The 25,464-nt window shown below is 62.4% G+C and carries 18 protein-coding genes; 13 read left to right on the top strand and 5 right to left on the bottom strand.

The annotated features are described in order from the left end of the window. Positions 1–621: 621 nt before the first annotated feature. From GH665_RS10710 to GH665_RS10665, 10 genes are all read left to right on the top strand, one after another. Complete coding sequence (locus tag GH665_RS10710) at positions 622–2,019, top strand: undecaprenyl-phosphate glucose phosphotransferase (protein ID WP_153135845.1); 1,398 nt, start codon at positions 622–624, stop codon at positions 2,017–2,019. 98 nt (positions 2,020–2,117) lie between these two features. Then, positions 2,118–3,572, top strand: coding sequence for a UDP-glucose dehydrogenase family protein (locus tag GH665_RS10705; RefSeq protein WP_153135844.1), 1,455 nt, complete (start codon positions 2,118–2,120; stop codon positions 3,570–3,572). Between the two features lie 40 nt (positions 3,573–3,612). Then, positions 3,613–4,068 carry an arsenate reductase/protein-tyrosine-phosphatase family protein gene (locus GH665_RS10700; RefSeq protein ID WP_153135843.1) on the top strand — a complete coding sequence of 152 codons (456 nt, stop codon included), beginning with the start codon at positions 3,613–3,615 and terminating at the stop codon, positions 4,066–4,068. Next, entirely contained in the window at positions 4,062–5,279 is a 1,218-nt protein-coding gene (locus tag GH665_RS10695) for a polysaccharide biosynthesis/export family protein (protein WP_153138379.1), read from the top strand. The genes GH665_RS10700 and GH665_RS10695 overlap by 7 nt, the downstream gene beginning before the upstream one ends. 183 nt (positions 5,280–5,462) lie before the next feature. Beyond that, positions 5,463–7,661, top strand: a complete 2,199-nt coding sequence (locus GH665_RS10690; protein WP_153138377.1) for a polysaccharide biosynthesis tyrosine autokinase — start codon at positions 5,463–5,465, stop codon at positions 7,659–7,661. A gap of 61 nt (positions 7,662–7,722) precedes the next feature. Next, the gene (locus GH665_RS10685) at positions 7,723–8,655 is read left to right on the top strand and encodes a glycosyltransferase family 2 protein (RefSeq protein ID WP_153135842.1); all 933 of its coding nucleotides are present in this window, start codon (positions 7,723–7,725) and stop codon (positions 8,653–8,655) included. 120 nt (positions 8,656–8,775) lie between these two features. Beyond that, positions 8,776–9,936: a glycosyltransferase gene (locus GH665_RS10680; RefSeq protein WP_153135841.1), complete on the top strand. Its 1,161-nt coding sequence runs from the start codon at positions 8,776–8,778 to the stop codon at positions 9,934–9,936. 3 nt (positions 9,937–9,939) lie between these two features. Beyond that, positions 9,940–11,403 carry a glucose-6-phosphate isomerase gene (locus GH665_RS10675; RefSeq protein ID WP_153135840.1) on the top strand — a complete coding sequence of 488 codons (1,464 nt, stop codon included), beginning with the start codon at positions 9,940–9,942 and terminating at the stop codon, positions 11,401–11,403. After that, positions 11,400–12,653: a glycosyltransferase family 4 protein gene (locus GH665_RS10670; RefSeq protein WP_153135839.1), complete on the top strand. Its 1,254-nt coding sequence runs from the start codon at positions 11,400–11,402 to the stop codon at positions 12,651–12,653. Before GH665_RS10675 ends, GH665_RS10670 begins: the two co-directional genes overlap by 4 nt. A 2-nt stretch (positions 12,654–12,655) precedes the next feature. Continuing rightward, positions 12,656–13,822 carry a glycosyltransferase family 4 protein gene (locus GH665_RS10665; protein WP_153135838.1) on the top strand — a complete coding sequence of 389 codons (1,167 nt, stop codon included), beginning with the start codon at positions 12,656–12,658 and terminating at the stop codon, positions 13,820–13,822. 45 nt (positions 13,823–13,867) lie between these two features. On the opposite strand, the gene ppk2 is transcribed toward GH665_RS10665, so the two are convergent. The 5 genes from ppk2 to GH665_RS10640 all read right to left on the bottom strand — a co-directional run bounded on the left by ppk2 (position 13,868) and on the right by GH665_RS10640 (position 18,607). Next, positions 13,868–14,854 (bottom strand): polyphosphate kinase 2, encoded by a 987-nt coding sequence (gene ppk2, locus GH665_RS10660; RefSeq protein ID WP_246216285.1) that lies wholly within the window; start codon positions 14,852–14,854, stop codon positions 13,868–13,870. A gap of 346 nt (positions 14,855–15,200) precedes the next feature. Next, complete coding sequence (locus GH665_RS10655; RefSeq protein WP_153135837.1) at positions 15,201–15,422, bottom strand: HP1242/YdcH family protein; 222 nt, start codon at positions 15,420–15,422, stop codon at positions 15,201–15,203. Between the two features lie 207 nt (positions 15,423–15,629). Next, complete coding sequence (gene gmd / locus GH665_RS10650; RefSeq protein ID WP_120291833.1) at positions 15,630–16,673, bottom strand: GDP-mannose 4,6-dehydratase; 1,044 nt, start codon at positions 16,671–16,673, stop codon at positions 15,630–15,632. A 54-nt stretch (positions 16,674–16,727) separates the two neighbouring features. Next, positions 16,728–17,462, bottom strand: a complete 735-nt coding sequence (locus GH665_RS10645) for an SGNH/GDSL hydrolase family protein (protein ID WP_153135836.1) — start codon at positions 17,460–17,462, stop codon at positions 16,728–16,730. Next, positions 17,459–18,607 carry an acyltransferase family protein gene (locus GH665_RS10640; RefSeq protein WP_153135835.1) on the bottom strand — a complete coding sequence of 383 codons (1,149 nt, stop codon included), beginning with the start codon at positions 18,605–18,607 and terminating at the stop codon, positions 17,459–17,461. Before GH665_RS10640 ends, GH665_RS10645 begins: the two co-directional genes overlap by 4 nt. A gap of 514 nt (positions 18,608–19,121) precedes the next feature. On the opposite strand from GH665_RS10640, the gene GH665_RS10635 reads away from it, so the two are divergent. The 3 genes from GH665_RS10635 to GH665_RS10625 all read left to right on the top strand — a co-directional run bounded on the left by GH665_RS10635 (position 19,122) and on the right by GH665_RS10625 (position 25,316). Beyond that, positions 19,122–21,323, top strand: coding sequence for an NHL repeat-containing protein (locus tag GH665_RS10635; RefSeq protein ID WP_153135834.1), 2,202 nt, complete (start codon positions 19,122–19,124; stop codon positions 21,321–21,323). A gap of 82 nt (positions 21,324–21,405) precedes the next feature. Further along, positions 21,406–22,872: a flippase gene (locus GH665_RS10630; RefSeq protein WP_153135833.1), complete on the top strand. Its 1,467-nt coding sequence runs from the start codon at positions 21,406–21,408 to the stop codon at positions 22,870–22,872. After that, positions 22,869–25,316 carry a glycosyltransferase family 4 protein gene (locus GH665_RS10625; RefSeq protein ID WP_153135832.1) on the top strand — a complete coding sequence of 816 codons (2,448 nt, stop codon included), beginning with the start codon at positions 22,869–22,871 and terminating at the stop codon, positions 25,314–25,316. The genes GH665_RS10630 and GH665_RS10625 overlap by 4 nt, the downstream gene beginning before the upstream one ends. The last annotated feature ends 148 nt before the right edge of the window (positions 25,317–25,464 follow it).

Raw genomic sequence — 25,464 nt, 5'->3', positions numbered from 1 at the left:
TGCGTCGAGTTTTATCACGAAGTAAAGAATCAATAAAAGCACGTTAAATAGAAGCTATATAAAGCGTCTAATAAAATTAGTCATTTCGTGAAGGAAAAATGTCTGGATAATTTTTTAAAAATAAAAATTAAGCGAAAAAAATGGCGGCGAATTTTTTTGTCCGCCGAAATAAGGAAAATTACAGACGACGAAGGGGACGTAAGTTTCGTAGGAAAACAAGAAGATCGGCGCGCTGCCACGTCCAGAAAGGCGATAAATGCGGATCTCAAACGTGAATTCGGTAACAATTGCCGTACAAAAATCAGAAAAAATACCGGAAATTTGACCGATACAATTTGAGATATTTTGCTGTCTTGCAGTCCGAATTTTAATATCGCTTTATCTATACCTGTACAAGGGTATTCACTCATCCAGGCACCCGCTTTCCGAATCGGCCGTCAGGCAATTTTTAGTCAGGAAAGCAGCAGGGCAATTCGCACCGCTTCAATCAGTTTCGCGTCGCGCATTTATCTGGCCGGCGCGGATACCGGCGTTGCGTTGCCTCGCCGGGGACCGGATGAGTGTGACGCGAATTCAACCAACCAACGGACGGCACTTGACTGACGAACTGAGGGGCAGCGCATGCTGAGCGTTCTATCGAGAATCATCGACATCGCCATGGTCGCGTTCGGCGCCGCCATCGCGACGGCCGTGCACAGCGGGAAACTGGTGTGGCTGGACGACGTCCAAAGCGTATCGCTCGCGTTCGATTGTCTGCTGGTGGTGGTGTTCTTTCCGGCGCTGGGAATCTATCAGTCGTGGCGCGGCAAGCCGCTCTACGACCTGCTGTGCCGCGTCGCGGGCGGCTGGCTGATCGTGGAAGTCACCGGCGTGCTGATCAGTTTCAGCCTGCACCGCTCGGACAGCCTGTCGCGGCTGTGGCTCGTCTACTGGGCGGTCGCCACGATCGTGCTGCTGATCGTTACCAAGGTGATCGTCTATTCGATCCTGCGCGGATTGCGCCGCGAAGGCTTCAATCAGCGGGCGGTGGCGATCGTCGGCGGCGCGCCGTATGGACGCTTTCTGATTGCGCAGATGCGCAGCCGCCCGGAAGCGGGCTTCAGTCCCGTCGTGGTGTTCGACGAGGACGGCACGATCAATCCTTATGAAGACCCCGATGCCAGCGACTCGATCGAAGGCGTGCCGGTCGAGCGCGATTACGCGCGGATGCTTCAACTGGTGCGTCAACGCGCGATTCGCGAGTTGTGGCTCGCGCTGCCGATCTCGAAGGAGAAGGCGATCCACCGCTTTGTGATGGACCTGAAGAACGACTTCGTGAACATCCGCTTCATTCCGGACGTGCGCAGCCTGACGCTCTTCAATCAGCCGATGGTCGATCTGCTCGGCGTGCCGGCGATCAACCTGGCCGCCTCGCCGATCACCGATCTGCGCGTGCTGCCCAAACGCATTTTCGACCGGCTGTTCGCGCTGGCGGCATTGACCGCGCTGGCGCCGGTGATGCTGGTGATCGCGGTGATGGTGAAGCTGAGCTCGCCAGGCCCGGTGTTCTTCCGCCAGAAGCGCAAGGGCATCGACGGCAACCAGTTCGAGATCTACAAGTTTCGCTCGATGAAGATCCATCAGGAAGAGGCCGGCAAGATCACTCAGGCCACGCGGCGCGATCCGCGCATCACGGCGGTCGGCGCGTTCCTGCGGCGCACCAGCCTCGACGAACTGCCGCAATTCATCAACGTGCTGCGCGGCGAGATGTCCGTGGTCGGCCCGCGCCCGCACGCGCTCGAACACGACGACATCTACAAGGATCTGGTGAAGGGCTATATGCACCGTTACCGGATCAAGCCGGGCATCACCGGATGGGCGCAGATCAACGGCTACCGCGGCGAAACCGATCGCATCGAAAAGATGATGGGCCGCGTCAAGCTCGATCTGTACTACATGCAGCACTGGACCTTCTGGCTCGACATCAAGATCGTCGTGCTGACGTTGTGGAAGGGCTTTGTGGGCAGCAACGCTTACTGACCGCCGGATTAACCGTTCGACCGTTTATTGGGCCGCCGCCGCGCAACGCATCGCGCAACGGCTCCCCTGAATCAACTCCCTTTTCCGAGGTGTAACACATGAACCTGACGATCATCGGTAGTGGCTACGTAGGCCTCGTGACGGGCGCCTGTCTGGCCGACATCGGCCATGACGTGTTCTGTCTCGACGTCGATCAGCGCAAGATCGACGTGCTCAACAACGGCGGCGTGCCGATCCATGAACCGGGTCTGCAGGAAATCATCGCGCGCAATCGCAAAGCAGGGCGCCTGAGGTTTTCGACCGACATCGAAGCCGCGGTCGCGCACGGCGACATCCAGTTCATCGCGGTGGGCACGCCCTCCGACGAAGACGGTTCCGCCGATCTGCAATACGTGCTCGCCGCCGCGCGCAACATCGGCCGCCATATGACGGGTTTCAAGGTGATCGTCGACAAATCGACGGTGCCGGTCGGCACGGCCTCGCGCGTGCGCGAGGTGATCGCCGGGGAGCTGACCGCGCGTAACGCTGGCCACATGTTCTCCGTGGTGTCGAATCCGGAGTTCCTGAAAGAAGGTGCGGCGGTGGAAGATTTCACCCGGCCTGATCGCATCGTGCTCGGCTGCGACGAAGACGTGCCGGGCGAAAAAGCGCGCGAACTGATGAAGCGCCTCTACGCGCCGTTCAACCGCAATCGCGAGCGCACGCTGTACATGGACGTGCGTTCGGCGGAGTTCACCAAGTACGCGGCCAACGCGATGCTCGCCACGCGCATCTCGTACATGAATGAGCTGGCGAATCTGGCCGACCGCGTCGGTGCGGATATCGAAGCGGTGCGCCGCGGTATCGGTTCCGATCCGCGGATCGGCTACGACTTCCTGTATGCCGGCTGCGGCTACGGCGGCTCGTGCTTCCCGAAAGACGTGCAGGCGCTGATTCGCACGGCCGCCGATCACAAGGCCAACCTGCGCATTCTCGAGGCGGTGGAAGCCGTCAACGACACGCAGAAAAAGATCCTCGCACACAAGATTGTCGAGCGCCTGGGCGAGGATCTGTCGGATCGCACCTTCGGCGTGTGGGGTCTCGCATTCAAGCCGAACACCGACGACATGCGCGAAGCACCGAGCCGCCCGCTGATCGCGGAACTGCTGCGCCGCGGCGCACGCGTGAAGGCCTACGACCCGGTCGCGATCGACGAATCGAAGCGCGTGTTCGCACTCGATCTGAAAGACGTGCCGCAACAGCACGCGCGCCTGTCGTTCGTGAACGAGGAGATGGAGGCGGCCGAGGGCGCCGATGCCCTCGTGATCCTCACTGAGTGGAAAGTCTTCAAGAGTCCGGATTTCAATTCGCTCAAGGAGAGTCTCAACACGCCGCTGATTTTCGATGGCCGCAATCTGTACGAGCCGGACACGTTGCTCGAACTCGGTATCGAGTATCACGCGATCGGCCGCCAGCACGCGCTGCGCAATGCGCCGGCGCGAGCGGGCACGAACGGTTTGCCGGTAACGACCTCGGCGGCGCATTCGGCCGACCCGGTCGAAGCCGGTCAATAAGCTGATCACCAGGCCGCTGCACCTCGTCAAGGAGCCCGCTATGTTCGCCAACGTTCTGATCGTCTGCCACGCCAACGTATGCCGTTCGCCCGCAGCCGAAATGCTGTTCAAGTCGCGGCAACGCACGGCATCGCGGTCTTCCTCAACGCCGATTGCGTTTCATTCGGCGGGCCTGCGTGCCGTGAACGGCCACGGCATGGACCCGGTGATGCAGCGCCTGCTCGCCGAGCAGGGTGTCGCCGCCAGTACTCACTACTCGCGGCGCCTCGAACGCAGGCTCGTGCGCGACGCCGATCTCGTGCTCGTCACCGAGCGCGCGCAGGTGAGCGCGGTCGAAGCGCTCGATCCGGCCTCGCGCGGCAAGGTTTATCCACTCGGCAAATGGGAAGACGACTCCGACGTCGCCGATCCGCACGGCCACGTGGAAGCCGACTATAGGGAGAGTCTCGTGCTCATCGAACATCTGGTCATGGGATGGCTGAAAAAAATATGCTGATGAAAAAACTCACCGCACACACATTCGCGAACTTCAGGCCGAAGTTCGCCGCCTCGCTTTTGCTGACGTCCTTTCTGTCGGCCTGTGTTACCGCTCCTGGCAACTACCTCGACACGTCCCGTCTGAAGGACGACGGCCAGCACCAGAATCAACCCCAGGAGACCTATCCGGTCCATCTGATCGACGGTCCGCTGGTCGCCGCACAAGCGCAGGCGCAAGCCGCCGCCGCGCAGCAGGCGCTGCCGGTCTCGCGTTTCGCCGACCCGTCGCAGTATGTGTACCGGCTTGCACCACAGGACATTCTCGGCATCACCGTATGGGATCACCCTGAATTGACTACCCCGCAGGGCAGCACGCTGTCCTCGGGCGGCAACACCACGCAAAGCGTCGGCGGCGCCTTGCAGCAGCCGTACACGGCCGCGCTGCCGGGTCAGGCCGATCCGTACGGCCAGACCGTTGCCGCCGACGGCACGATCTTTTTCCCGTTCGTCGGCCGGATCAAGGCCGCGGGCAAAACCGTGGGCGAGTTGCGCGATCAGTTGAGCGCCGGCCTCGTGCGCTACATCCGCAATCCGCAGGTCGACGTGCGCGTACTGTCATACCGCGGCCAGAAAGTGCAGGTCACCGGCGACGTGAAGACGCCGGGTCCGCTGGCCATCAGCGACGTGCCGATCACGCTGGTCGACGCGATCACGCGCTCGGGCGGCACGAACAGCGACGCCGACATTCAGCGTGTGCGTCTCACGCGCGACAACAAGCTGTACGTGCTCGACGCGAATCGTATGCTCGATCAGGGCGATACCTCGCAGAACGTCATGCTGCAGAACGGCGACGTGATCAACGTGCCGGATCGCAGCGACAGCCGGATCTTCGTGATGGGCGAGGTGAAGACGCCGATCCAGGTGCCGATGCTCAAGGGCCGCCTGACGATCGCCGACGCGCTGACCCAGGCGGGCGGCATTCTCGATACGGACGCCAACCCGCGCCAGATCTTCGTGATGCGCGGCATGCGCGAGCATCCGACCACGCCGGACGTGTACCGCCTCGATATGACGCAGCCTGACGCGATCATGCTGTCGGCCCAGTTCCAGTTGCAACCGATGGACGTCGTGTATGTGGGCACCGCCGCTTCGACCACATTCAACCGTGTGTTGCAGCAAGTCCTGCCGACCATCCAGACGCTGTTCTACCTGAAGCAGTTGACGAAGTAAGCCTCTGAACCGTCGACAGGCCCGCGCCGCTCGTCCAGGGCGCGGGACCGAAGCAAACGCTAAAGCAAACGCTAAAGCAAACGCTAAAGCAAGCGCTGAAGCACATGCCAAAAGCACCCGCTGAAGCCCACGCCGAAGCAACCGAAACGGGATCGAATTGTGAGCAATCAAATCTCTCCACATATGGCCGGTCCGATCAAGACCGAAGAAGAGGACGTGGTCCTCGGGCAACTGGTGCAGGTCATCCTGGACGACATCTGGTGGCTGATCGCGATCGCCGCGGCGATCGTCGCACTGGCCGCCGCGTACTGTTTCCTCGCCAAGCCGATTTATTCCGCTGACGCGCACGTGCGGGTCGAGCAGTCCGACAACACCTCGCAGGCGCTCACGCAAACGCAGACGGGCGCGGCGATCACCACCGGTTCGACCTCGCTGCCGACCGACGCCGAGATCGAAATCATCAAGAGCCGCGGCGTGGTCGGCCCGGTGGTCCAGCAGTTGAAGCTGAACTTCAGCGTCGCGCCGCGGACGATTCCGCTGCTCGGCAGCATCGCCGCGCGGCTGGCAACGCCGGGGCAGCCGGCACGGCCATGGCTGGGTCTGTCTTCCTATGCGTGGGGCGGTGAGGACGCCGAGGTCGACTCGATCGACGTGGTGCCCGCGCTGGAAGGCGCGAAGCTGACAATGAAAGTACAGGACGACCAGCACTACGAACTGTACGCAGAGAACGGCTCACTGCTGCTGCGCGGCCAGGTCGGCCAGCAGGAGCAGGGTGGTGGCGTGACGATCCTCGTCAGCAAACTGGTGGCCCGTCCAGGTGAAGAGTTCATCGTGACGCGCTTTAACGACCTCGACGCGATCACCGCGTTCCAGTCGGCGATCACCGTGCAGGAGCAGGGCAAGCAGACCGGCGTGATCCAGATCTCGCTGGAAGACAAGAGCCCCGAACATGCGGCGCTGGTGGCCAACGCGCTTGCGCATTCATATGTGCGTCAGCATGTGTCGAACAAGCAGGTCGACGCGAGCAAGATGCTCGACTTCCTGAAAAGCGAAGAGCCGCGTCTGAAGTCCGATCTCGAACGCGCCGAAGCCGCGTTGACCGCGTACCAGCGCCAGTCCGGCTCGATCAATGCGAGCGATGAAGCCAAGGTCTACCTCGAAGGCAGCGTGCAGTACGAGCAGCAGATTGCCGGTTTGCGCCTGCAGATGGCGCAACTGAGCCAGCGCTATGGCGACGACCATCCGATGCTCGTGGCCGCACGCCAGCAGATGGCCGAGCTGGAAGCACAGCGTGCCAAATACGCTGACCGTTTCCGCGATCTGCCGGCGACCGAAGTGAAGGCCGTGCAGTTGCAACGGGATGCGAAGGTGGCTGAAGACATCTACGTGCTGCTGCTTAACCGCGTGCAGGAGTTGTCGGTGCAGAAGGCCGGTACCGGCGGCAACGTGCATATCGTCGACGAAGCGATGCGCCCGGGTGCGCCGGTCAAACCGAAGAAGATGCTGATCCTGTCCGCGGCGGTGATTCTCGGGCTGATCTGCGGCACCGGTTTCGTGTTCCTGCGCCGCAATATGTTCAAGGGGATTGACGACCCTGACCATATCGAACGCGCTTTCCATCTGCCGGTGTACGGCCTCGTGCCCTTGAGCGCTGAACAGGCATTGCTCGAAACGGCCTTCCAGCGTGGCGGCGAACGCCTGCGCTCGGTGCTGGCGAATGCGCGGCCAAAGGACGTCACGATCGAAAGCCTGCGCAGTTTGCGCACCTCCATGCAGTTCACGGTGATGGATGCCAAAAACCGCATCGTCATGCTGACCGGTCCCATGGCCGGTGTCGGCAAGAGCTTCCTGACGGTCAATCTGGCGGTGCTGCTGGCGAACTCGGGCAAGCGCGTGCTGATGATCGACGGCGATATGCGCCGCGGCGTGCTCGAGCGTTATGTGGGCGGGGCGCAGGACAACGGTTTGTCGGAACTGCTGAGCGGGCAGATCTCGCTCGAGGAAGCGATCCGCGCCTCGAACGTCGAAGGCTTGAGCTTCATCTCGTGCGGCCGTCGTCCGCCGAATCCGTCTGAATTGCTGATGTCGCCGCGCCTTCCGCAATACCTGGACGGCCTCGCCAAGCGCTACGACGTGATCCTGATCGATACCCCCCCGGTGCTGGCCGTGACCGATGCATCGATCATCGGCGCGTATGCCGGTTCGACCTTCTTTGTGATGCGCTCGGGCGTGCACAACGAAAGCGAGATCTCGGAGTCGTTGAAACGGTTGCGTGCGGCCGGTGTGCATGTGCAGGGCGGGATTTTCAACGGAATGCCAGCGCGTTCGCGCGGCGGTTATGCGCGTGGCTACGCAGCGGTGCAGGAATATTTGAGCGCCTGAGCCAGCCGGCTGAGCCCATTGTTCTGATCCCAGCGCAAACACGATAGAAGAGGACATCACGATGAAAGTGACGGTACTGGTCCCGACTTACCGCCGCCCGGCCGATCTGGCGCGCTGCCTCGCGGCGCTGCAACGGCAGTCGCGCGCGCCGGACGAAGTGGTGGTGGTCGCGCGCGCCGACGACGAAGCGAGCCACGCCTGCCTGCGCGATCCCGCCGTATCGGGCAGGTTGCCGCTGTCCGTCGCGTTGGTGAAGGCGCCCGGCCAGGTCGCGGCCCTGAATCGCGGGCTGGATGCGGCCAGCGGCGACGTGATCGCGATTACCGACGACGACGCCGCGCCGCACCAGGACTGGGTCGAACGGATTGCCGCGGCCTTTGAGAGCGACGCGCGCCTGGGGGCGCTCGGCGGCCGCGACTGGGTGCATGAAAAAGGCCGCGTGCTGGATGGGGAGCGGCCGCTGGTCGGCAAGGTCACGGCACACGGCAAGATCATCGGCAATCATCACCTGGGGGTGGGCGGCGCACGCGAAGTCGACATCCTGAAGGGCGCCAACATGAGCTACCGGCGCGACGCGGTGCGCACGATCCGTTTCGATCAACGCCTGCGCGGCGCGGGCGCCCAGGTTCACAACGACATGGCCTTTAGTCTGAGCGTGAAGAATGCCGGCTGGAAGCTGATGTACGACCCGCGCGTGGCCGTCGACCATTTCCCTGCCGAACGTTTCGACGACGACCGGCGCGACGCGCAAACCATGGCGGCATTGCGCAATGCCGCCTTCAATTTCCACCTGATCCTGCGCGACCAGTTGCCGCCGCTGCGCCGCGAAACTGCGTGGTGGTGGTGGACGCTGGTCGGCACGCGCGTCTATCCGGGTCTTACGCATGCCGCGCTCGCGCTGGTTTCGAAACAGGCGAGCCTGCGGCTGTCGCGCTGGCGCGCGGTGCGTACCGGCGCGCATGAGGCGCGCCGCGCGCTGTCGCGGACCGCGTGAGCCACATATGACACGCGCGACACGCATCCTCCCATCGTCCTGCACGTTCGTGCATCGGTCCCGGCGCGGCCTGTTCGTGCCTGCCGATGCTCCTTTCCACCGGCAGAGCGGAGTGTCTGCATGAGTACGAAAGTTCACGTTCACCTGTTTTACGGCGCCGACCCGCGCTTTTACCGGCCGGGCGACAACATCGGTTGTCTGTATGGCTATCACCATGCCGAATCCGATGCATTCGCGCTGACCTATTCGCAGGACGCGCGCGAGAGCAAGCCGGTGCGTTTGCTGCGCCGTGCGCTAAAGGCCGCGCTCGGTTTCGATTTCATTCATACGTGGCGCAACCGCGCCGCGATGCTGCGCTCAGACGTGATCTGGACGCATACCGAGCAGGAATGGCTGTCCGCCGCGCTGATGCTGCTGCTGAGCGGTCGCAAGGCGGGCGCTGAAGCCGCGCCGCTGCTGTTGGCGCAAAGCGTGTGGCTGCTCGATAAATGGCCTTCCTATGGGATTGTGCGCAGCTGGCTGTATCGCAAGCTGATAAGCCGCGCCGATCAGTTGACCACGCTCGCCAGCGAAAACGCCGAGCTGTGCCAGCGCTACTTCGAGCGCGACGCGAAAACGCTTTTCTACGGCCTGAACACGCAGGATTTTCCCGTCAGGATGCCCACCGAATGGACGCCCCATACGCCGATCCGCATCGCCGCGATCGGCAACGATCGCGACCGCGATTGGGACACGCTCATCAAGGCCTTCGGCAACGATGAGCGCTACACGGTGAAACTCGCCACACGGCGACGGATTCCCGCTTCGCTGCGTGCACCGAACGTCGAAATCGCGCTGTTCTCGGGCATCAAAAAACAGCATGAACTCTACGACTGGGCCGACCTGATCGTCGTGCCGCTGCGGCCGAATTCGCACGCCTCGGGCATTACGGTGATGCTGGAAGCGGCGGCGGTCGGCAAGCCGATGGTGGTCACCAACGTCGGCGCATTGCAGGATTATTTTCCGGCGGGCGAGGCGGCCTATATCCCGCCGTTCAACCCGCCGGCGTTGCGTGAGGCGGTGGACCAGCTTGCCGCTGCGCCGATGGAGGCACTGCGTCAGGCGCAGGCCGCCGCGGCCGGCTTGCTGTCGCGCGATCTGACCACGCAGAGCTATGCGATGCAGCACGTGAAAGTCACGCAGGAGATGCTGCGGGCGCGTGCGGTGTCGCGCGGACGCGTCGCGGCAGGCAGCGAGAGGCAGACGCCGCGCCCTTCGCCCGAATCACGCGGAGGCCTCTGAACGATGTCGACAATTACGCGAGCCGGTGACGACAGCGCCACACGGGCACTGTCCGGCGCTCGCAAGGAGTGGCTGCCGGAGGCCTTGTTGTGGCTGATCACGGCGATGCTGATCGGCGCGCATCAAGGCACGGCGCTCACGTACGGCTTTCCGGTGCTCGCGATCCTGACGGGCCTGTGGCTCTACTTCAAGAACCCGGCGCGCTACATCGGCTTCATGTGGTGGCTGTGGTTCCTGAGCCCGGAAGTGCGGCGTCTCGCCGACTGGTCCAAAGGCTCGTTCACACCGACCAGCCTGATCCAGGTCGCGCCGCTCGCGGTGACGATGATCAGTGCGTTCTCCTTGCTCCGCTACTACAAGCTGCTGTCGCAACGGCGCGGCCTGCCGGTGCTGCTGATCCTGATGGGGCTCGCCTACGCGTTCATGATCGGCGTGATGTCGAGCGGGCCGCTCGCCGCCACCTATGACCTCGCGAACTGGCTCTATCCGATCCTGATCGGCTTTCACATCATGGCGCACACGCGTCAGTACCCGAAGTATCGCGATACCATCGTCAATACCTTTATCTGGGGCATGCTGGTGATGGGCGGCTACGGCCTGATCCAGTTTTTCATCATGCCGCAGTGGGATGCACTGTGGATGCTCGGCTCGCAGATGAACTCGCAAGGTGATGCCGTGCCGATGGGCGTGCGGGTGTTCAGCACGATGAACTCGTCGGGACCGTTCGCGTTCGCGATGATGGGTGCGATGGTCTTCGTGATGGCGGCCACGCACCGGGTGCGCTGGATCGCGGTGGCGCTCGGTTTCTTCTCGTTCGCGTTGAGTCTCGTGCGTTCGACATGGGGCGGCTGGGTGATCGCGCTGCTGATTCAACTGGTCAAGTCGAACAACAAGGTGCGCGTGCGGATTGTCGCGAGTGCGGTGCTGCTGGTCGGTTTGTGCGTGCCCTTGCTGGCGGTCGGCCCGGTCGCGGAGCGCATGCAGGCGCGTCTGACCACCATCGTCAATCTGAGCGACGACCAGAGCTACGCCGCGCGTAACGAGTTCTACGCGAACTTCGCGAAGACCGCCTTTACCGACGTGTCGGGCGAGGGCATGGGCGCGACCGGCACCTCGACCAAGCTGTCGAACGACGGCGGCCAGCTCGGCCAGTACGGCAATTTCGACAGCGGCGTGATGAACATCCCGTTCGTGCTCGGCTGGCCCGGTACCTTGCTTTACATGTCCGGCATCGTCTGGCTGGTGGTGCGGGCGGTGCTCGCCTCGTTCAAGCTGCGCAACGATAAATTCGTCTCGGCCTGCCTGAGCCTCAGTCTCGCGACCTTCGCGATGCTGGTGTTCACCAATTCGCTGGTCGGCACCGGCGGCCTGCTGCTCTTCATGAGTGTTTTTTCGATCCTTTCTGCGGTGCACTACGAGAAGATGAACCGCAGACGCACGCTATTTCTCCACGGAGGCACTGATTGAGAGTCGCCATTGTCACGCACGTCGTGCGCCATAACGACGGCCAGGGGCGCGTCAACCACGAGATTGCGCGCGCCGCCCTCGATGAGAACATCGCGGTCACCCTGGTGGCATCGCACGTCGCGCCAGATCTTCTCGCGCATCCGAACGTACGCTGGACGCCGATCAAAATCGGCCGCTGGTGGCCCACCAACCTGTTGCGCCAGCAGGTGTTCGCGTTCAAGAGCGCGATGTGGCTGCGCGCGCATCGCCGCGAATACGACGTGCTGCACGTGAACGGCTTCATCACGTGGATGCCCGCCGACGTCAACACCTCGCACTTCGTGCATAGCGGCTGGTTCGGCAGCAAGTATTACCCGTTCGGGCTTACGAAAGGCGTGTGGTCCGCGTATCAGTCGGTCTATACGCGCTGCAACGCGTGGCTCGAACGCTGGGCTTACCGGCGCTCGAAGGTGATCACCGCGGTGTCGCAGAAGGTTGCCGATGAAATTCGCGCGATCGGGTTGACGCCGGATAACCGGGTCGACGTGATTTACAACGGCGTCGATACGCAAGGCTTTGCCGCCGCAACCGGCGACCGCGCGAAATTTGGCTTGGCCGCCGACGCATTCCTGCTGCTATTCGTGGGCGATCTGCGCACGCCGCGCAAAAACCTCGGCACGGTATTGCAGGCGCTCAAGCATCTGCCTGACCACGTACAGATCGCGGTGGCCGGATTTCTGCCGGGCAGTCCGTATCCCGAGCAAGCGAAGGCGCTCGGCATTGCGCATCGCGTGCATTTTCTTGGGCTGGTCAAAGAGATGCCCGTGCTGATGCATTCGGTCGACGCGTTCGTATTCCCGTCGCGCTATGAGGCGATGAGCCTGTCGCTGCTCGAAGCGATGGCCGCCGGTTTGCCGGTGGTCACGGCGCGCACGGCGGGCGGCGCCGAAATCATCACGCCGGAATGCGGCATCGTGCTCGACGATCCGGACGATCCCAAGGCATTGGCGGGCGCTGTCGCGCGCCTCGCTGAAAACGACGCTACCCGCCGCGCGATGGGTAAGGCTGCCAATGAACTGGCAAGCGGCTTCGGCTGGGCGAGGATGGCCGCGCAATACATCGCGCTATACCGGCAACTCGCGGGGCAGCAGAAAGACCGCAAGAGCCGCGAAACGGAGGCCGCGGCGGTGGCTAGGAACGACGCATTGACGCTGAACACGCTGGCCGGGCAGACCATTCACCACAATTCTCAGAACGCACAGGGGCAATAAACATGACGACGAGTTCAATCAAATCGCTGCAGATCGGCATGCACTGGTTCCCCGAACGCGCGGGCGGCCTCGACCGCATGTATTACTCGCTGGTCGGCGCGTTGCCGGGCGCGGGCGTTGCCGTGCGCGGCGTGGTGGCGGGCTCGCCCAAAGTTGCCGCGGACACCGGTGGCGCGATCAACGGTTTCGGGTCCGCCGCGCAATCGCTGCCGCTGCGGCTGATGGCGGCACGCCGCGCGCTGCGCCAGGAAATTAGCGTCTCGCGTCCCGACGTGATTTCGTCGCACTTCGCGCTGTACACGTTCCCGGGTCTGGACGTGACGCGCGGCATTCCGCAGGTCTCGCATTTCCAGGGACCGTGGGCCGACGAGAGCCATGTGGAAGGCGCCGATTCACTCGGCCAGCGTGCCAAGCGCTATCTGGAACAATCGGTGTATGTGCGCTCGTCGCGGCTGATCGTGCTGTCGGAGGCGTTCGGCAAGATTCTGACTTCGCGCTATCGCATTGCGCCGGAGCGCGTCCGTGTGGTGCCGGGTTGCGTGGATGTCGAACAGTTCAATCTGCCGCTCACGCCGGCCGAGGCGCGCCTGAAGCTGCAATTGCCGCAAGACCGGCCGATCGTACTGGCCGTGCGGCGTCTGGTGCGCCGCATGGGTCTCGAAGATCTGATCGATGCGGTGAAACTGCTCAAGCGTACGGAACCCGATGTGCTGCTGCTGATCGCAGGCAAGGGGCGGCTTGAAGGTGAATTGCAGGCGCGTATTACCGAGGCGGGCCTTGAGAACAACGTGAAGCTGCTGGGCTTCGTGCCCGATCAGCATCTGGCGGCGTTGTACCGTGCGGCGAATATCAGCGTGGTGCCGACGGTGGCGCTGGAGGGTTTTGGGCTGATTACGGTTGAATCGCTGGCTTCCGGCACGCCGGTGCTGGTGACGCCGGTGGGCGGCTTGCCGGAAGCGGTGGCGGCTTTGTCGCCGAACCTGGTATTGCCGGAGACCGGTGCGAAAGCGATTGCGGCAGGTCTGGCGGGCGCGTTGAACGGCTCACTGAAGCTGCCGGACGCCGAGGCTTGCCGTCGCTATGCACGCGAGAACTTCGACAACTCGGTGATCGCGAAGCGTGTGGCCTCGGTGTATAGCGAAGCGATTGCGGCGGGCGGGGTGCATTGAGGGGAGGTCCGGCCGCCTTTGAGGCGGCCGCTGCGCCGGTGAGTGTTACATCGCCCGCCCGACGATTAGTGGGTCCACCGGGCCGAGCGCCTCGATGTCGCGATTCGCATACGGCAGCTTATGCAGCACGTAGCGCATCGCATTGAGCCGCGCACGTTTCTTGCAATCGGAGCGGACGACGGCCCACGGCGCATCGGCCGTATCGGTCTGCGCGAACATGGCTTCTTTGGCCTGCGTGTATTCGTCCCATTTGTCGAGCGAGGCGAGGTCGACCGGACTCAGCTTCCACTGCTTGAGCGGATGCACCTCCCGCTCCTTGAAACGGCGGCGTTGTTCCTCCCGGCTCACCGAGAACCAGAATTTGACGATATGCGTACCGCTGCGCGCAAGGTGCCGCTCGAATTCGGGCGCCTGTTGCATGAACTCGCCATATTCGTGCGGTGAACAGAAACCCATTACCCGTTCCACGCCGGCACGGTTGTACCAGGAACGGTCGAACAGCACGATCTCGCCCGCGGTGGGCAGGTGCTGGACGTAGCGCTGGAAGTACCATTGGCCGCGCTCCGATTCGCTCGGTTTTTCCAGCGCAACGACCCGGGCGCCGCGTGGATTCAGATGTTCCATGAAGCGTTTGATCGTGCCGCCTTTGCCGGCCGCGTCGCGCCCTTCGAACAGAATCACGACGCGCTGGCCGGTTTCCCGAACCCACGCCTGCAACTTGAGCAATTCGACTTGCAAGCGATATTTCTGCTTTTCGTACGCGCGGCGGGACATCAGATTGCGGTACGGATAGCCACCTTCACGCAGCGCCGGTGATAGCTCGTCGTCTGGATGACGGACGGCGCCAGCATGCCAGGTGGCGGGATTGCCTTCGAGCAAATGCATACGCAGCGCCTGGGCTTCATCGGGGGAGAGGCCGTCCAGCAGCGTCTTGATGGCGCTCATTGCACCGCCGGGCTCGCGCCTGGATCTGGTTTGCCCCGCAAGAACGCTTTCCATGCCGTTGACGATAAAGGCATTTGCGGTTTCCACCGAACGGCGGGTCTCCCTGCGTTCAACAGTACGCGCGGCGTGATTGGCGTGGGCGGGGGTTTCGCTAGCGGCCTCGCCATGCGCGTCGCCGCGAGCAGTGGCATGAATGTCGACGGCGACGTCGCCGTGACTGACGAGTCGGGGCGCTGGGGCGCGTGGGCGAGTTTTGTCCTGCTGGGATGCCACGATAGGGGATTCCTTGTGAAAGATTGATCTCCGCGCGTCAGGACGAACGAAGTCGGCACGAACGAAGCTGGACGCACATACGGACACGAACGGACACGAACGGACACGACCACGAACGCCAGAACAGTCGCACAGATTCAGGGGTGGAGCGCAAGCTTGCTCAGGCAGCTTCGGCCGCTTTCTTCAAGACCCCATACAGTTGATCTTTCAACAGAAGTTTTTCCTTCTTCAAGGCCTCGATGGTGGCGCTGTCGGCAGGCGTGACGTTCGTTGCCATGTTGTGAATGCGATGATCCAACTCATTGTGGCGTTCGAACAGGCGGGAAAAATGGGCGTCTTCAGTCTTGAGGCGGGAGATCAGGTCGCGGTATTCGGGGAACATCTGTCACTCCATCTGGCAGTGGTGAGGGTGCCAGGTCTTGAGGGAAGACAGGGCACGCCTCTGGAGCAACTATTTTTGCACTACCAGGTATCGATAGCATTGACCTGAATCATTGCAATCAGGCTTGACGAACTCAGGCAGATATCGATGAAGGCGGGCACGCCGGCGCAGAGGAGGCCTCCGGTGACCATCCTCCATCACACCGGGTCAGAACGTCTCGTGATGCTCGTTACGGCCGAGGTCCGCATGAACCATCATGTGGCACAGCTGTTCGAGTGTGGTTTCCGGCTTCCAGCCAAGCTTCTCACGCGCTTTGTCGGCGCAGCCGATCAGCAGATCCACTTCCGCCGGGCGGTAGAACTTCGGATTCACGCGCACCAGCGTCTTGCCCGTGGCGACGTCGATGCCTGTCTCGCGTTCTTCCTTACCCGACCATTCGAGCTGATAGCCCGCGGCGGCGAACGCCATGCGCACGAAGTCCCGTACCGTCTCGGTGCGGCCGGTGGCGAGCACGAAGGTGTCAGGTTCATCGGCTTGCAGCATGCGCCACATGCCTTCCACGTATTCGAGCGCGAAGCCCCAGTCGCGCTTGGCGCTCAGGTTGCCGAGTTCCAGCGCGTCCTGCTTGCCGAGCTTGATCTTCGCGACCGTGTCGGTGATCTTGCGGGTTACGAATTCGCGGCCACGCAGCGGCGATTCGTGATTGAACAGAATCCCGCTGCTGGCGAACAGGTTGTACGACTCGCGATAATTGATGGTCGACCAGTGCGCAAACAGCTTGGCCACGCCGTACGGGCTGCGCGGGTAGAAGGGCGTGTCCTCGCGCTGCGGCACCGCTTGCACGAGACCAAACATTTCCGAGGTCGAGGCCTGATAAAAACGGGTCTTCGGATTCAGGATACGGATGCCTTCGAGCAGATTCAGCGCGCCGATACCGGTCACTTCGGCGGTCGTCACGGGCTGGTCGAACGAAACGCCCACGAAGCTCTGCGCCGCCAGGTTGTACAACTCGTCGGCCTGCGCGCCTTCGAGCAGGCGCAGCGTGGAGCCGAGATCGGTCAGATCGTGTTCGACCAGACGCAGATTCGGATGATCGAGCACGCCGAGCTCACGAATGCGCCAGAAGTTGACCGAACTCGTGCGCCGGTAGGTGCCGGTCACGTGGTAGCCCTTGTCGAGCAGCAGTTTGGTCAGATAGGCGCCGTCCTGTCCGGATACGCCGGTGATGATCGCTTTGCGTGGTTGGCTCATAGCTTGCCTTCGATATTGGTAAAAGAAAAAAGAAGCGCACTGGAAAAAAGAGCTTCAGAGCGTGCCGCCCAGCAGTCGCCGCACCAGCGGATCGACGACCTGAAAATCCTGTTCAGCCTTGAGCCGGTACAAGTCCGGCTTCGGATGCGCGCCGTCGGACATCAGCGCCTTCCAGTCCGGCAGACTGCTGATGTAGGCGAACTGATCGACGAGCGGCACCTGCTGTTCGGCGGCCACGCGGCGCGTCATTGCAACCATTGCGGCGAGCCGCGCGTTGAGGCGGTTGTCGGGCATCGGGTTCGAGGTCTGCAGAACCGGCTCCTTGCCGAGCGCACGGGCGCTTTTCACGAGCGTCGTTTCGGCCGCGTAGAACTGCTCGGGCGTCTGGTTCTGCATCACTTCGTTGATGCCGTAGTTGATCAGCACGATCTGCGCGGATGACGCGGCAAGCCGTTCCTGCCATGGCAAACCCGCGCCCGGACCGGCCCGGCGGTTGCCGGTGCCGTCGCGCAACTGGGTGGCCGTGGTGCCGCCCACCCCGTAGTTCGTGACGCGCACCCGGTCGCCGTGCTTCGCCTGCAAGTCGTCCTGCAGATACGACACGGCGTTCTGCGCCTGCGGGCCGCAGCGGCCGTCGCTGCATGTAATGCCAAGCGTGGTCGAATCGCCGTAGGCCTCCACCAGCACCTGGGTTGCCGGACTGCCGGCGTGCGCATTCAGCGCAGCCATTGAAGCGACCGCCCACGCAACGCCCGACACGCTCGCGGCGAGCCACGCACGGCGCCTCATGCGCGGCTTTGCGGCGCTTGCGACGCGCCTCCCGTCACGCTGCCGGCGCTCGCATGGTCTTTGCCGGCCGCGCCTTTGCTGGCCGCGCCTTTGCCGGCCGCGCCTTTGCCGGCCGCGCCTTTGCCGGCCGCGCCGAAAATCAACCGTTTCTCGAACGCGAACCATGTGATGCTGGCGTAGGCGAGGGTGATCGCAAGCGCTAGCGCCGCGGTGACGTAACGGTTCAGATGCAGCGGCCACAGCGTGTACAGCACGCTCAGGTGAATCAGATAGATCGTGTAGCTGATGGTGCCGATATAGACCAGCACGGGGTTGCACAGCAGCCGCTTGACGATGCCCTTGCTTTGCAGGGCGATGACCACGACGGAAGTGCACAGCACCAGTGAAACGCTGTAGAGCCCGGCGTTCGACAGCGGCGTGTTGGCCGCGCGAAATCGCGGGTAATGCAGATGCAGCCATGCGAGCACGGCCAGCGCGGCGAAGAAGCCGAGCACGGCGAGTCCCTTGAACGGTTCGAGGGCATCGCGATCGCGCCGTACGGCAACCGCGAGCAGCGCGCCGGCCGCCAGCAGGTCCATGCGGAACGGCGTCAGGTAATAGATCGGCCAGAACGAATCGAACCAGGGCGTGGCAACCGCGCGCAGCACCGGCACCAGCACGATCAACGCGGCCGCCACGTAGCCGAGCACACGCTCGGGCAGCAGCAGAATCACAAACGGCCAGAAAATATAGAACTGCTCTTCGACGGCCAGCGACCACAGCACATTCAGGCTGTCGTGGCCGCTCTGATTGAGCGCGTCGCCAATATTGGTCGCGAAGAACGCGTACCACTGCCAGTGCCGTGCCCAGCCGAAGCCGAACAGAATCGACGACACCACCATCAGCAGCAGATAAGGCGGCAGGATGCGCCGCGCCCGGCGCGCGTAGAAGTAGCCGAAATACGACTGTTGACGCGCCTTGCGTTCGAGCAGGATGCCGGTAATCAGAAAGCCGCTCAACACGAAAAACAGATCGACGCCCATCCACAGCGGCGCTTTTAGCGCGTGCTGGGCGAACACGGCCAGCACGGCAATCGCGCGCAACCCGTCGAGTTGCACGATGCGGCGTGAGTGAGAGGGCGCTAAGGGCAGTGCGCTAGCAGTCATGAACCGTCCATGGAGTGAAGCGGATGAGCCGGGAGAAGGATCGCGCTCGCTGCGCGTCGCATCGGTAGTGCAATCGATTTTAGGCAAAAGAAATTGATGAAAAAACGGGAATGAAATGGATAAATGAATCAGATTGAAACAGGGTGTTTCGTTACCCATTCGAAATTGATTTCCATGCTTGTGTCTTATGGTTGTCGTAAAGCGTAAGAAGTGCAGGGGAAATCCCGCCACATCGGTAAGGATGGTCGCGAAGGCAGAGCCGGGGGCAGGTGCCCGCAAGTATTTTCGTTTAATCGATTTTTAAATAATTTTCTTTCGCAACGCTTAAAGCGGCGAATATTTTTGAATTATTTTCGATTTTCGTTGCGGCGTTTTTCCCGCGTAATGTGAGCCGTGTGATCCGTCTCACGTTCTTACGTCGCTTCTAGCGGTCTCTGCTGGCACTTCTTTGCATTTCGCATCTGCGCGGGCTCGGTGCCCGATCGCGGCACGGCCCGGATTGGAGGAATTACTTTTGGCCCGTTTCACGTTCAAAACCTGGATTGCTGTATTTGCCTATGCGGCCGGCATGACGGCCGCGTCGGTCAGCTTCACGGCATCCGCTGAAACCGTGTTGAACGCGAAAAATTCCTGGATCGGCAACACCTTCGGTTTTGGCGACGGCACATGGACCCAGATCGACATCACCGCGATTGCGGTCGCAGCCGACGGCAAGGTCTATACGAACGCACCGTGGGACGAAAGCGGCGCTGAAGCGAGCATCTACCAGAACGGCAAGATGCTCGGCTTCGCGGGTGGCACGCACGGTTGGGGCAACGGCGGCGGCAACGCGGTCGCGGTGAATCGCAAGTACGCGTTCGTGGCTATCGCGGTCGGCAATGAGAAGGGACATCTGGTCGAGCGAGGCGTATGGCCGGAGAAGGGTAAGCAATGGTTCGGCATTTCGCGCCGGCAGATCGCCGATCCGAAGCGCGCCGCGCCGTTCCAGCCGGCCGCGAACAACGCGGACCCGCATGCGCAACTGGCCGCCGGTTTTCTGATGATGAACGAAGTGCCGACGGGCACCAGCGCGGAAATTGGCGGTCTGGCAGCGAACGACACCACGCTGTACGCGGCGAACACCGCGCGCGATCGTATCGAGGTGTATGACGCGGAATCGATGCAGCAGAAGGCAAACTGGAGCGTGCACGAACCGGGCCGCATGGCGCTTGCCCCCGACGGCACGCTCTGGGTGTTGAGCGGTACGCGCAACGACCGCGCGCCACATGTGGAGCATTACACGGCCTCAGGCAAGCGCCTTGACGAAACCTTCACGTTGCCCGCCGATGCGGTCGCGGTCGATATCGCCGTCGATGCGCAAGGCCGCATTCTCATTGCCGACAACGGTCCGCGTCAGCAGGTGCTGTTCTTCAGCAAGAGCAATGGCCGTTACGCGGAGTCGGGTTCGCTGGGCGAGCGCGGTGGCATTTTCAGCGGTGTACCCGGCCGTCCAGGACCGCAGCGCTTCAACGGTTTGACTGGCGTGGGCGTGGATGCGCGCGGCAACGTTTATGTGTCGACCAACGGCATCGGTCCGCGTTATGCGCCGATCGGCGCGGGCCTCGGCGCCACGCTCGAAAGCTACGCGCCGGACGGCAAGCGGAACTGGCAGGTGCAGGGCTTGTTGTTCGTCGACGGCGCATGGATCGATCCGTCACGTCCGGATAGCGTCTATACCGGCAATAAGCGCTTCGAACTCGATCTCTCGAAGCCTGCCGGTCAGGACTGGAAATACGTGGGTTTTCTGTCGAACCGCTTCAAGTATCCCGACGACCCGGTCTTTCACACCGACCAGTATCCCGGCCTGCCGATCGCCCGCAAGCTCAAGGGTCACACGTTTCTGTACCTGACCGACATGTACGCGGATCACCTGAAAATCTATCGCTTCGATCCGCAGCGCGATGGCGAAGTGGCGATTCCTTCGGGCTTCATCGCCGGGCGTGAGCGGGCCGTTGCCAAAGTGCCGAATGCCCCGCCGGGCGGCGACTGGATCTGGCGCGATGTGAACGGCGACGGCAGGTTCAACACCGACGAATTCACCCTCAACACGAGCGGCACGAAGCTGGCGGGCGGCTGGGGCTGGTGGGTCGATAGCGCGGGGGATATCTGGCGCGCCCGCGATAACCGGGGTATTTATCGCTTCCGTTTCGGCGGCCTCGATGCGAAGGGCAACCCTGTTTACTCGTATTCGAATCTCACGCATTACCCGGTGCCGCAGCCGTTCACCGAACTGCATCGGGCGATTTACGAGCCCGATACCGACACGATGTACCTGACCGGTTATACGCCCGATACGCCGTTCGATCGCGGCTTCTGGAAGGAGGTGGGGCGCGTGCTGGTGCGCTACGACAAATGGTCGAGCGGCAATCCGGTGCAGCGCTATTCGATCACGCTGCCGTGGACCACGCAGACCAAACCCATCGCCACGATCATCGGCCTCACGGTCGAGGGGCAATACATCTTCGGCGTCGAACCGGTCGGCGCGGTGCACGTGTGGGACAAGAACAGCGGCAAGGAGATCGGCGTCATCCGTCCTGGCCCGGAGGTAGGCAGCGCGTCAGGCTGGGTCGACGTGCCCAACGGCATCAGCGCCGCGAAACGCAGCAACGGTGAGTATCTCGTGTTCGTCGAGGAAGACGCGCGCGGGAAAGTGATGATGTATCGCTGGAAGCCTTGAAGCGATGTGACGTGACGCGCCGCTCGTGGCGCGAGGGCTTCCGAATGAATCATCAGGCAACTGAATTAACCCAAGGCATCCGATGGACAAAGGCATTCTCAAGAACGTAGCGATCAATTTTTTCGGCCTGGTACTGCCGACTTTCGTCTCGCTCGTGACCGTGCCGTCGTATATCAAGCTGCTCGGCGTCGAGCGCTACGGCGTGATCAGTCTCGTGTGGACCTTGATCGGCTACTTCGGGATTCTCGATCTCGGCATGAGTATGGCCGCGCAGAATCACATCTCGAAGGCGCGTGCCACGGGCGACAAGGGTGAGAGCGCACGCGTGTTCTGGAGCGCGACGTGGCTCAATCTCGCGACCGGTGTGGTCGGCGGTCTGATTATCTATTTCGGCGCGTTTCTGTACACCGCGTACTTCACCAAGGTGTCGCCGGAGTTGCAGCACGAGGTTTATATGGCGCTGCCGTGGCTCGCGGTGGCGATTCCGATTGCCAATGTGTCGTGGGTGTTCGCCGGCGCGATCAACGGCGCGGAGCGCTTCGGTGTCTACAACACCAATCAGACCATCGGCACCTTTCTGTTCCAGTTGCTGCCCCTCGGCGCCGCGCTGTGGCTAGGCGCGACGCTGCAGAACGTGCTCGCCGCCGCCGTATTCGCGCGAATTCTCGCGGCGATTCTGCTGGGCCGTTCGGCCTTGAAGGTGCTGGAGATTCGCAGCATTCTTGCGCCGCAACTCGGCGTGGCCAAGGGGCTCTTCAACTTCGGCGGCTGGATGCTGATTGCGAGCGTCACCAACATGATCGCGGAATCGCTCGACCGCGTGATGCTCGGCACGAGTCTCGGCGCGCGCTTCGTCACGTATTACACGGTGCCGCAAAACCTCGTGACGCGTTTGAATATCGTGCCGACCGCGCTGGTGCGCACATTGTTTCCGCGCCTGTCCGCCGTGGCCCGCGCGGATGCGGACACCATCACGCAGCAGTCGCTCGAATTCCTCAATGGGGTGTTCACCCCCGTCGCGCTGGTTGCGATGCTGGTGCTCGAGCCGTTTTTGCATCTGTGGGTCGGCAATGAGATCGCCACCGTAGCCGCACCGGTGGGCCGCATCATGATCGTCGCCGTGTGGCTCGTCGGGCAGGCGAACGTGACGCGGATTCTGATCCAGTCGCAAGTCAATCCGGCCACCGCTGCGCGGGTCGGCCTGTTCGAATTGCCCTTGTTTGCAGGGGCTTTATGGCTCGGCATCACCCACTTCGGTTTGACCGGCGCGGCGATGGCCGTGGCTGGCCGCGCTCTGTTCGACTACGTCGTGCTGCTGCGCCTGTCGGCGATTCGCGCGCGCCAGATCGCGCTCGACATGCTCGCTCACCTCGCTTTTCTGCTGGCCAGCCTGTGGCTTGCCAGCTTCCTGCCGAGTCTCGCTTTGGCGATCGTCGCCGGCGTATTGATGGTCGGCGCGAACGTCGCCTGGTCCATCACGATGACACCCGCTTTGCGCGATCTTGCGCGTTCACTGCTGTTGCGACTGAATCCGAGGAAAAGCGCATGAACCACGAAGTCCTTGAAGAAGCCGTGCTGCGACCCACGACGCGCAGTGCACTGGCCGAACTCACCACCGTTCCCGGCGTTCAGGCGCCGCCGCGCCACACGGCGTTGCGCAGCGACAAGACGGTGCGCGTCGCGATCGTGCACGACTGGCTCGTTACCTATGCGGGCGCCGAGAAGGTGCTTGAGCAGATCGTCGCGTGTTTTCCGGACGCCGATCTGTTCAGCCTCGTCGATTTTCTCGACGATCGCAGCTTCCTGCGCGGCAAATCGGTGACGACCTCGTTCATCCAGAAGCTGCCGCGCGCGCGGACCAAGTACCGCGCCTATCTGCCGCTGATGCCGCTTGCAATCGAGCAGCTCGACGTGTCGGCTTACGACGTGGTGATCTCGAGCAGCCACGCGGTAGCGAAAGGGATTCTCACCGGTCCCGACCAGGTGCATATCAGCTACGTGCATTCGCCGATCCGCTATGCGTGGGATCTGCAGCACCAGTATCTGCAGCAGTCGAAGCTGACCGGCGGACCGAAGTCGGCACTCGCGCGCTTGATTCTTCACTACATCCGTAACTGGGATATCCGCACGTCGAATTCGGTGGATGGCTTCGTGGCGAATTCGGAGTTCATCGCGCGTCGAATCAGGAAGGTCTATCAGCGCGATTCAAAGGTGATCTTTCCGCCCGTCGACGTCGAGGCTTTTTCGCTGTGCACGGATAAGGGCGATTTCTATCTGACCGCCTCGCGCATGGTGCCGTACAAGAAGATCGATCTGATCGTCGAAGCGTTCGCGCAGATGCCGGAGCGCAAGCTGGTGGTGATCGGCGACGGCCCCGACATGCAGAAGATCCGCGCGAAGGCGGGGCCCAATGTCGAGATCATGGGTTATCAGCCGTTCAAGGTGCTGAAGGACCATATGAGCCGCGCCAAGGCCTTTGTGTTTGCAGCCGAAGAGGACTTCGGCATCTCGGTGGTCGAGGCGCAGGCTTGCGGCACGCCGGTGATTGCGTACGGCAAGGGCGGGGCGCTCGAAACCGTGCGCGATCTGTCCGAAGCGCGGCCCACGGGCATGTTCTTCGATGAACAGAGCGTCGATTCGATCATTGCGGCGGTCGCGCGTTTTGACGACCACGTGAAGCGGTTTTCGCCGGTGGATTGCCGTGCGAACGCGGAGCAATTTTCTGCTGCCCATTTCCGCGAACGCTTCTTCAACCATGTGCGGGATGCGGTGCCCGCACTGCGCTCGGCAACGATGCCGCCGTATGTTCCCTACAAAGCCGATGCCGCTGCCGGCGCGCCGCGTATTCTGGCAGTCGATCAGAGCGGTGTCCTTGGCGGTGCCGAGTTGTCGTTGCTGGAGATCGTCAAGGCATTGCGTACCCGTATGGAAGTCGTACTGTTCGACGACGGCCCGTTCCATACGGCTCTTGCGAAGGCCGGCGCGAGCGTCAACGTGCTGGACGCGGGTGCGCTGCGCCACGTTCGCAAGCAGGGTGGATCGCTGCCGAAGGGGCAGGCGCTCAAGGGGTTGATATCGCTCGTGCGCGCCACGGCAAGACGCGCGCGCGACGCCGAGGTAATCTACGCCAACACGCAGCGCGCGATGGTGATCGGCGCGCTTGCCGGCAAGCTCGCACGGCGGCCGGTGGTGTGGCATCTGCGCGATATCGTCAGCCCGGAACACTTTGGCCGCAAGCAACTGGCGATCATCAAGTGGTGCGCGCGGCTTGGCCTCACACACGTCATCGCCAATTCGGCAGCCTCCGCTCGCGCCTTTACGGAACTCACGCATTTCGACGAAAAACGGGTCGACGTGGTGTTCAACGGGATTTCCGCAGCGCCGTTCGACGCATTGAGCACGGTGCCTCAAGCGACGCTGCGCAGACGCCTGGGCTTGCCGCAGGACGGGTTTCTGGTCGGCTCGTTCAGCCGCCTCGCGCGCTGGAAAGGGCAGCATGTACTGCTCGAAGCAATGGTCCTCAATCCGCAGATGCATGCGGTGCTGGTGGGCGCGCCGCTGTTCGGCGAGGACGCGTACGAGATCGAACTGCACGCGTTTGTCGCCGCGCATGATCTGGCCGACCGGGTGCATTTTCTCGGCTTCCAGCACGATATCCCCGCTTGCATGTGCGCGGTCGATGCGGTTGTCCACACGTCGATCACGCCGGAGCCGTTCGGCCGCGTGATTGTCGAGGGGATGCTGGCGCGGCGGCCGGTGGTGGCGGCACGCGCGGGCGGCGTGCTGGAGATCATCGACGACTATGAGAACGGCGTGCTCTGCACGCCCGGCGACGCACATGGTCTCGCCGATACGTTGGCTGAGTTGCGCTCGAACGACGAACTGCGCGAGAAACTGGTCAGGAATGGGTATCAGGCAGCGCTGAGCCGGTTTGGGACGGCAACCTATGTGGACGGTGTCGCGCGGATTCTGAAGCGCGTGGTGAAGGGCTGAGGGCTTTTGCGTTATTAGCTCATTGCAGGAGTGGGCGCTCCGAATGAGGCGCGGTGTATTCCTACAAATCAAACTGAACTGGCTGATTCTTTAATAGGGGTCGGTGCCGTACTGTTTTGCGATCAGTTTCCAGAACGTAACGATCACG

This window comes from Paraburkholderia agricolaris, assembly GCF_009455635.1.
Taxonomy (GTDB): domain Bacteria; phylum Pseudomonadota; class Gammaproteobacteria; order Burkholderiales; family Burkholderiaceae; genus Paraburkholderia; species Paraburkholderia agricolaris.
Note: the sequence above shows the minus strand (reverse complement) of the source record. Positions and strands in the feature narration are given on the sequence as shown.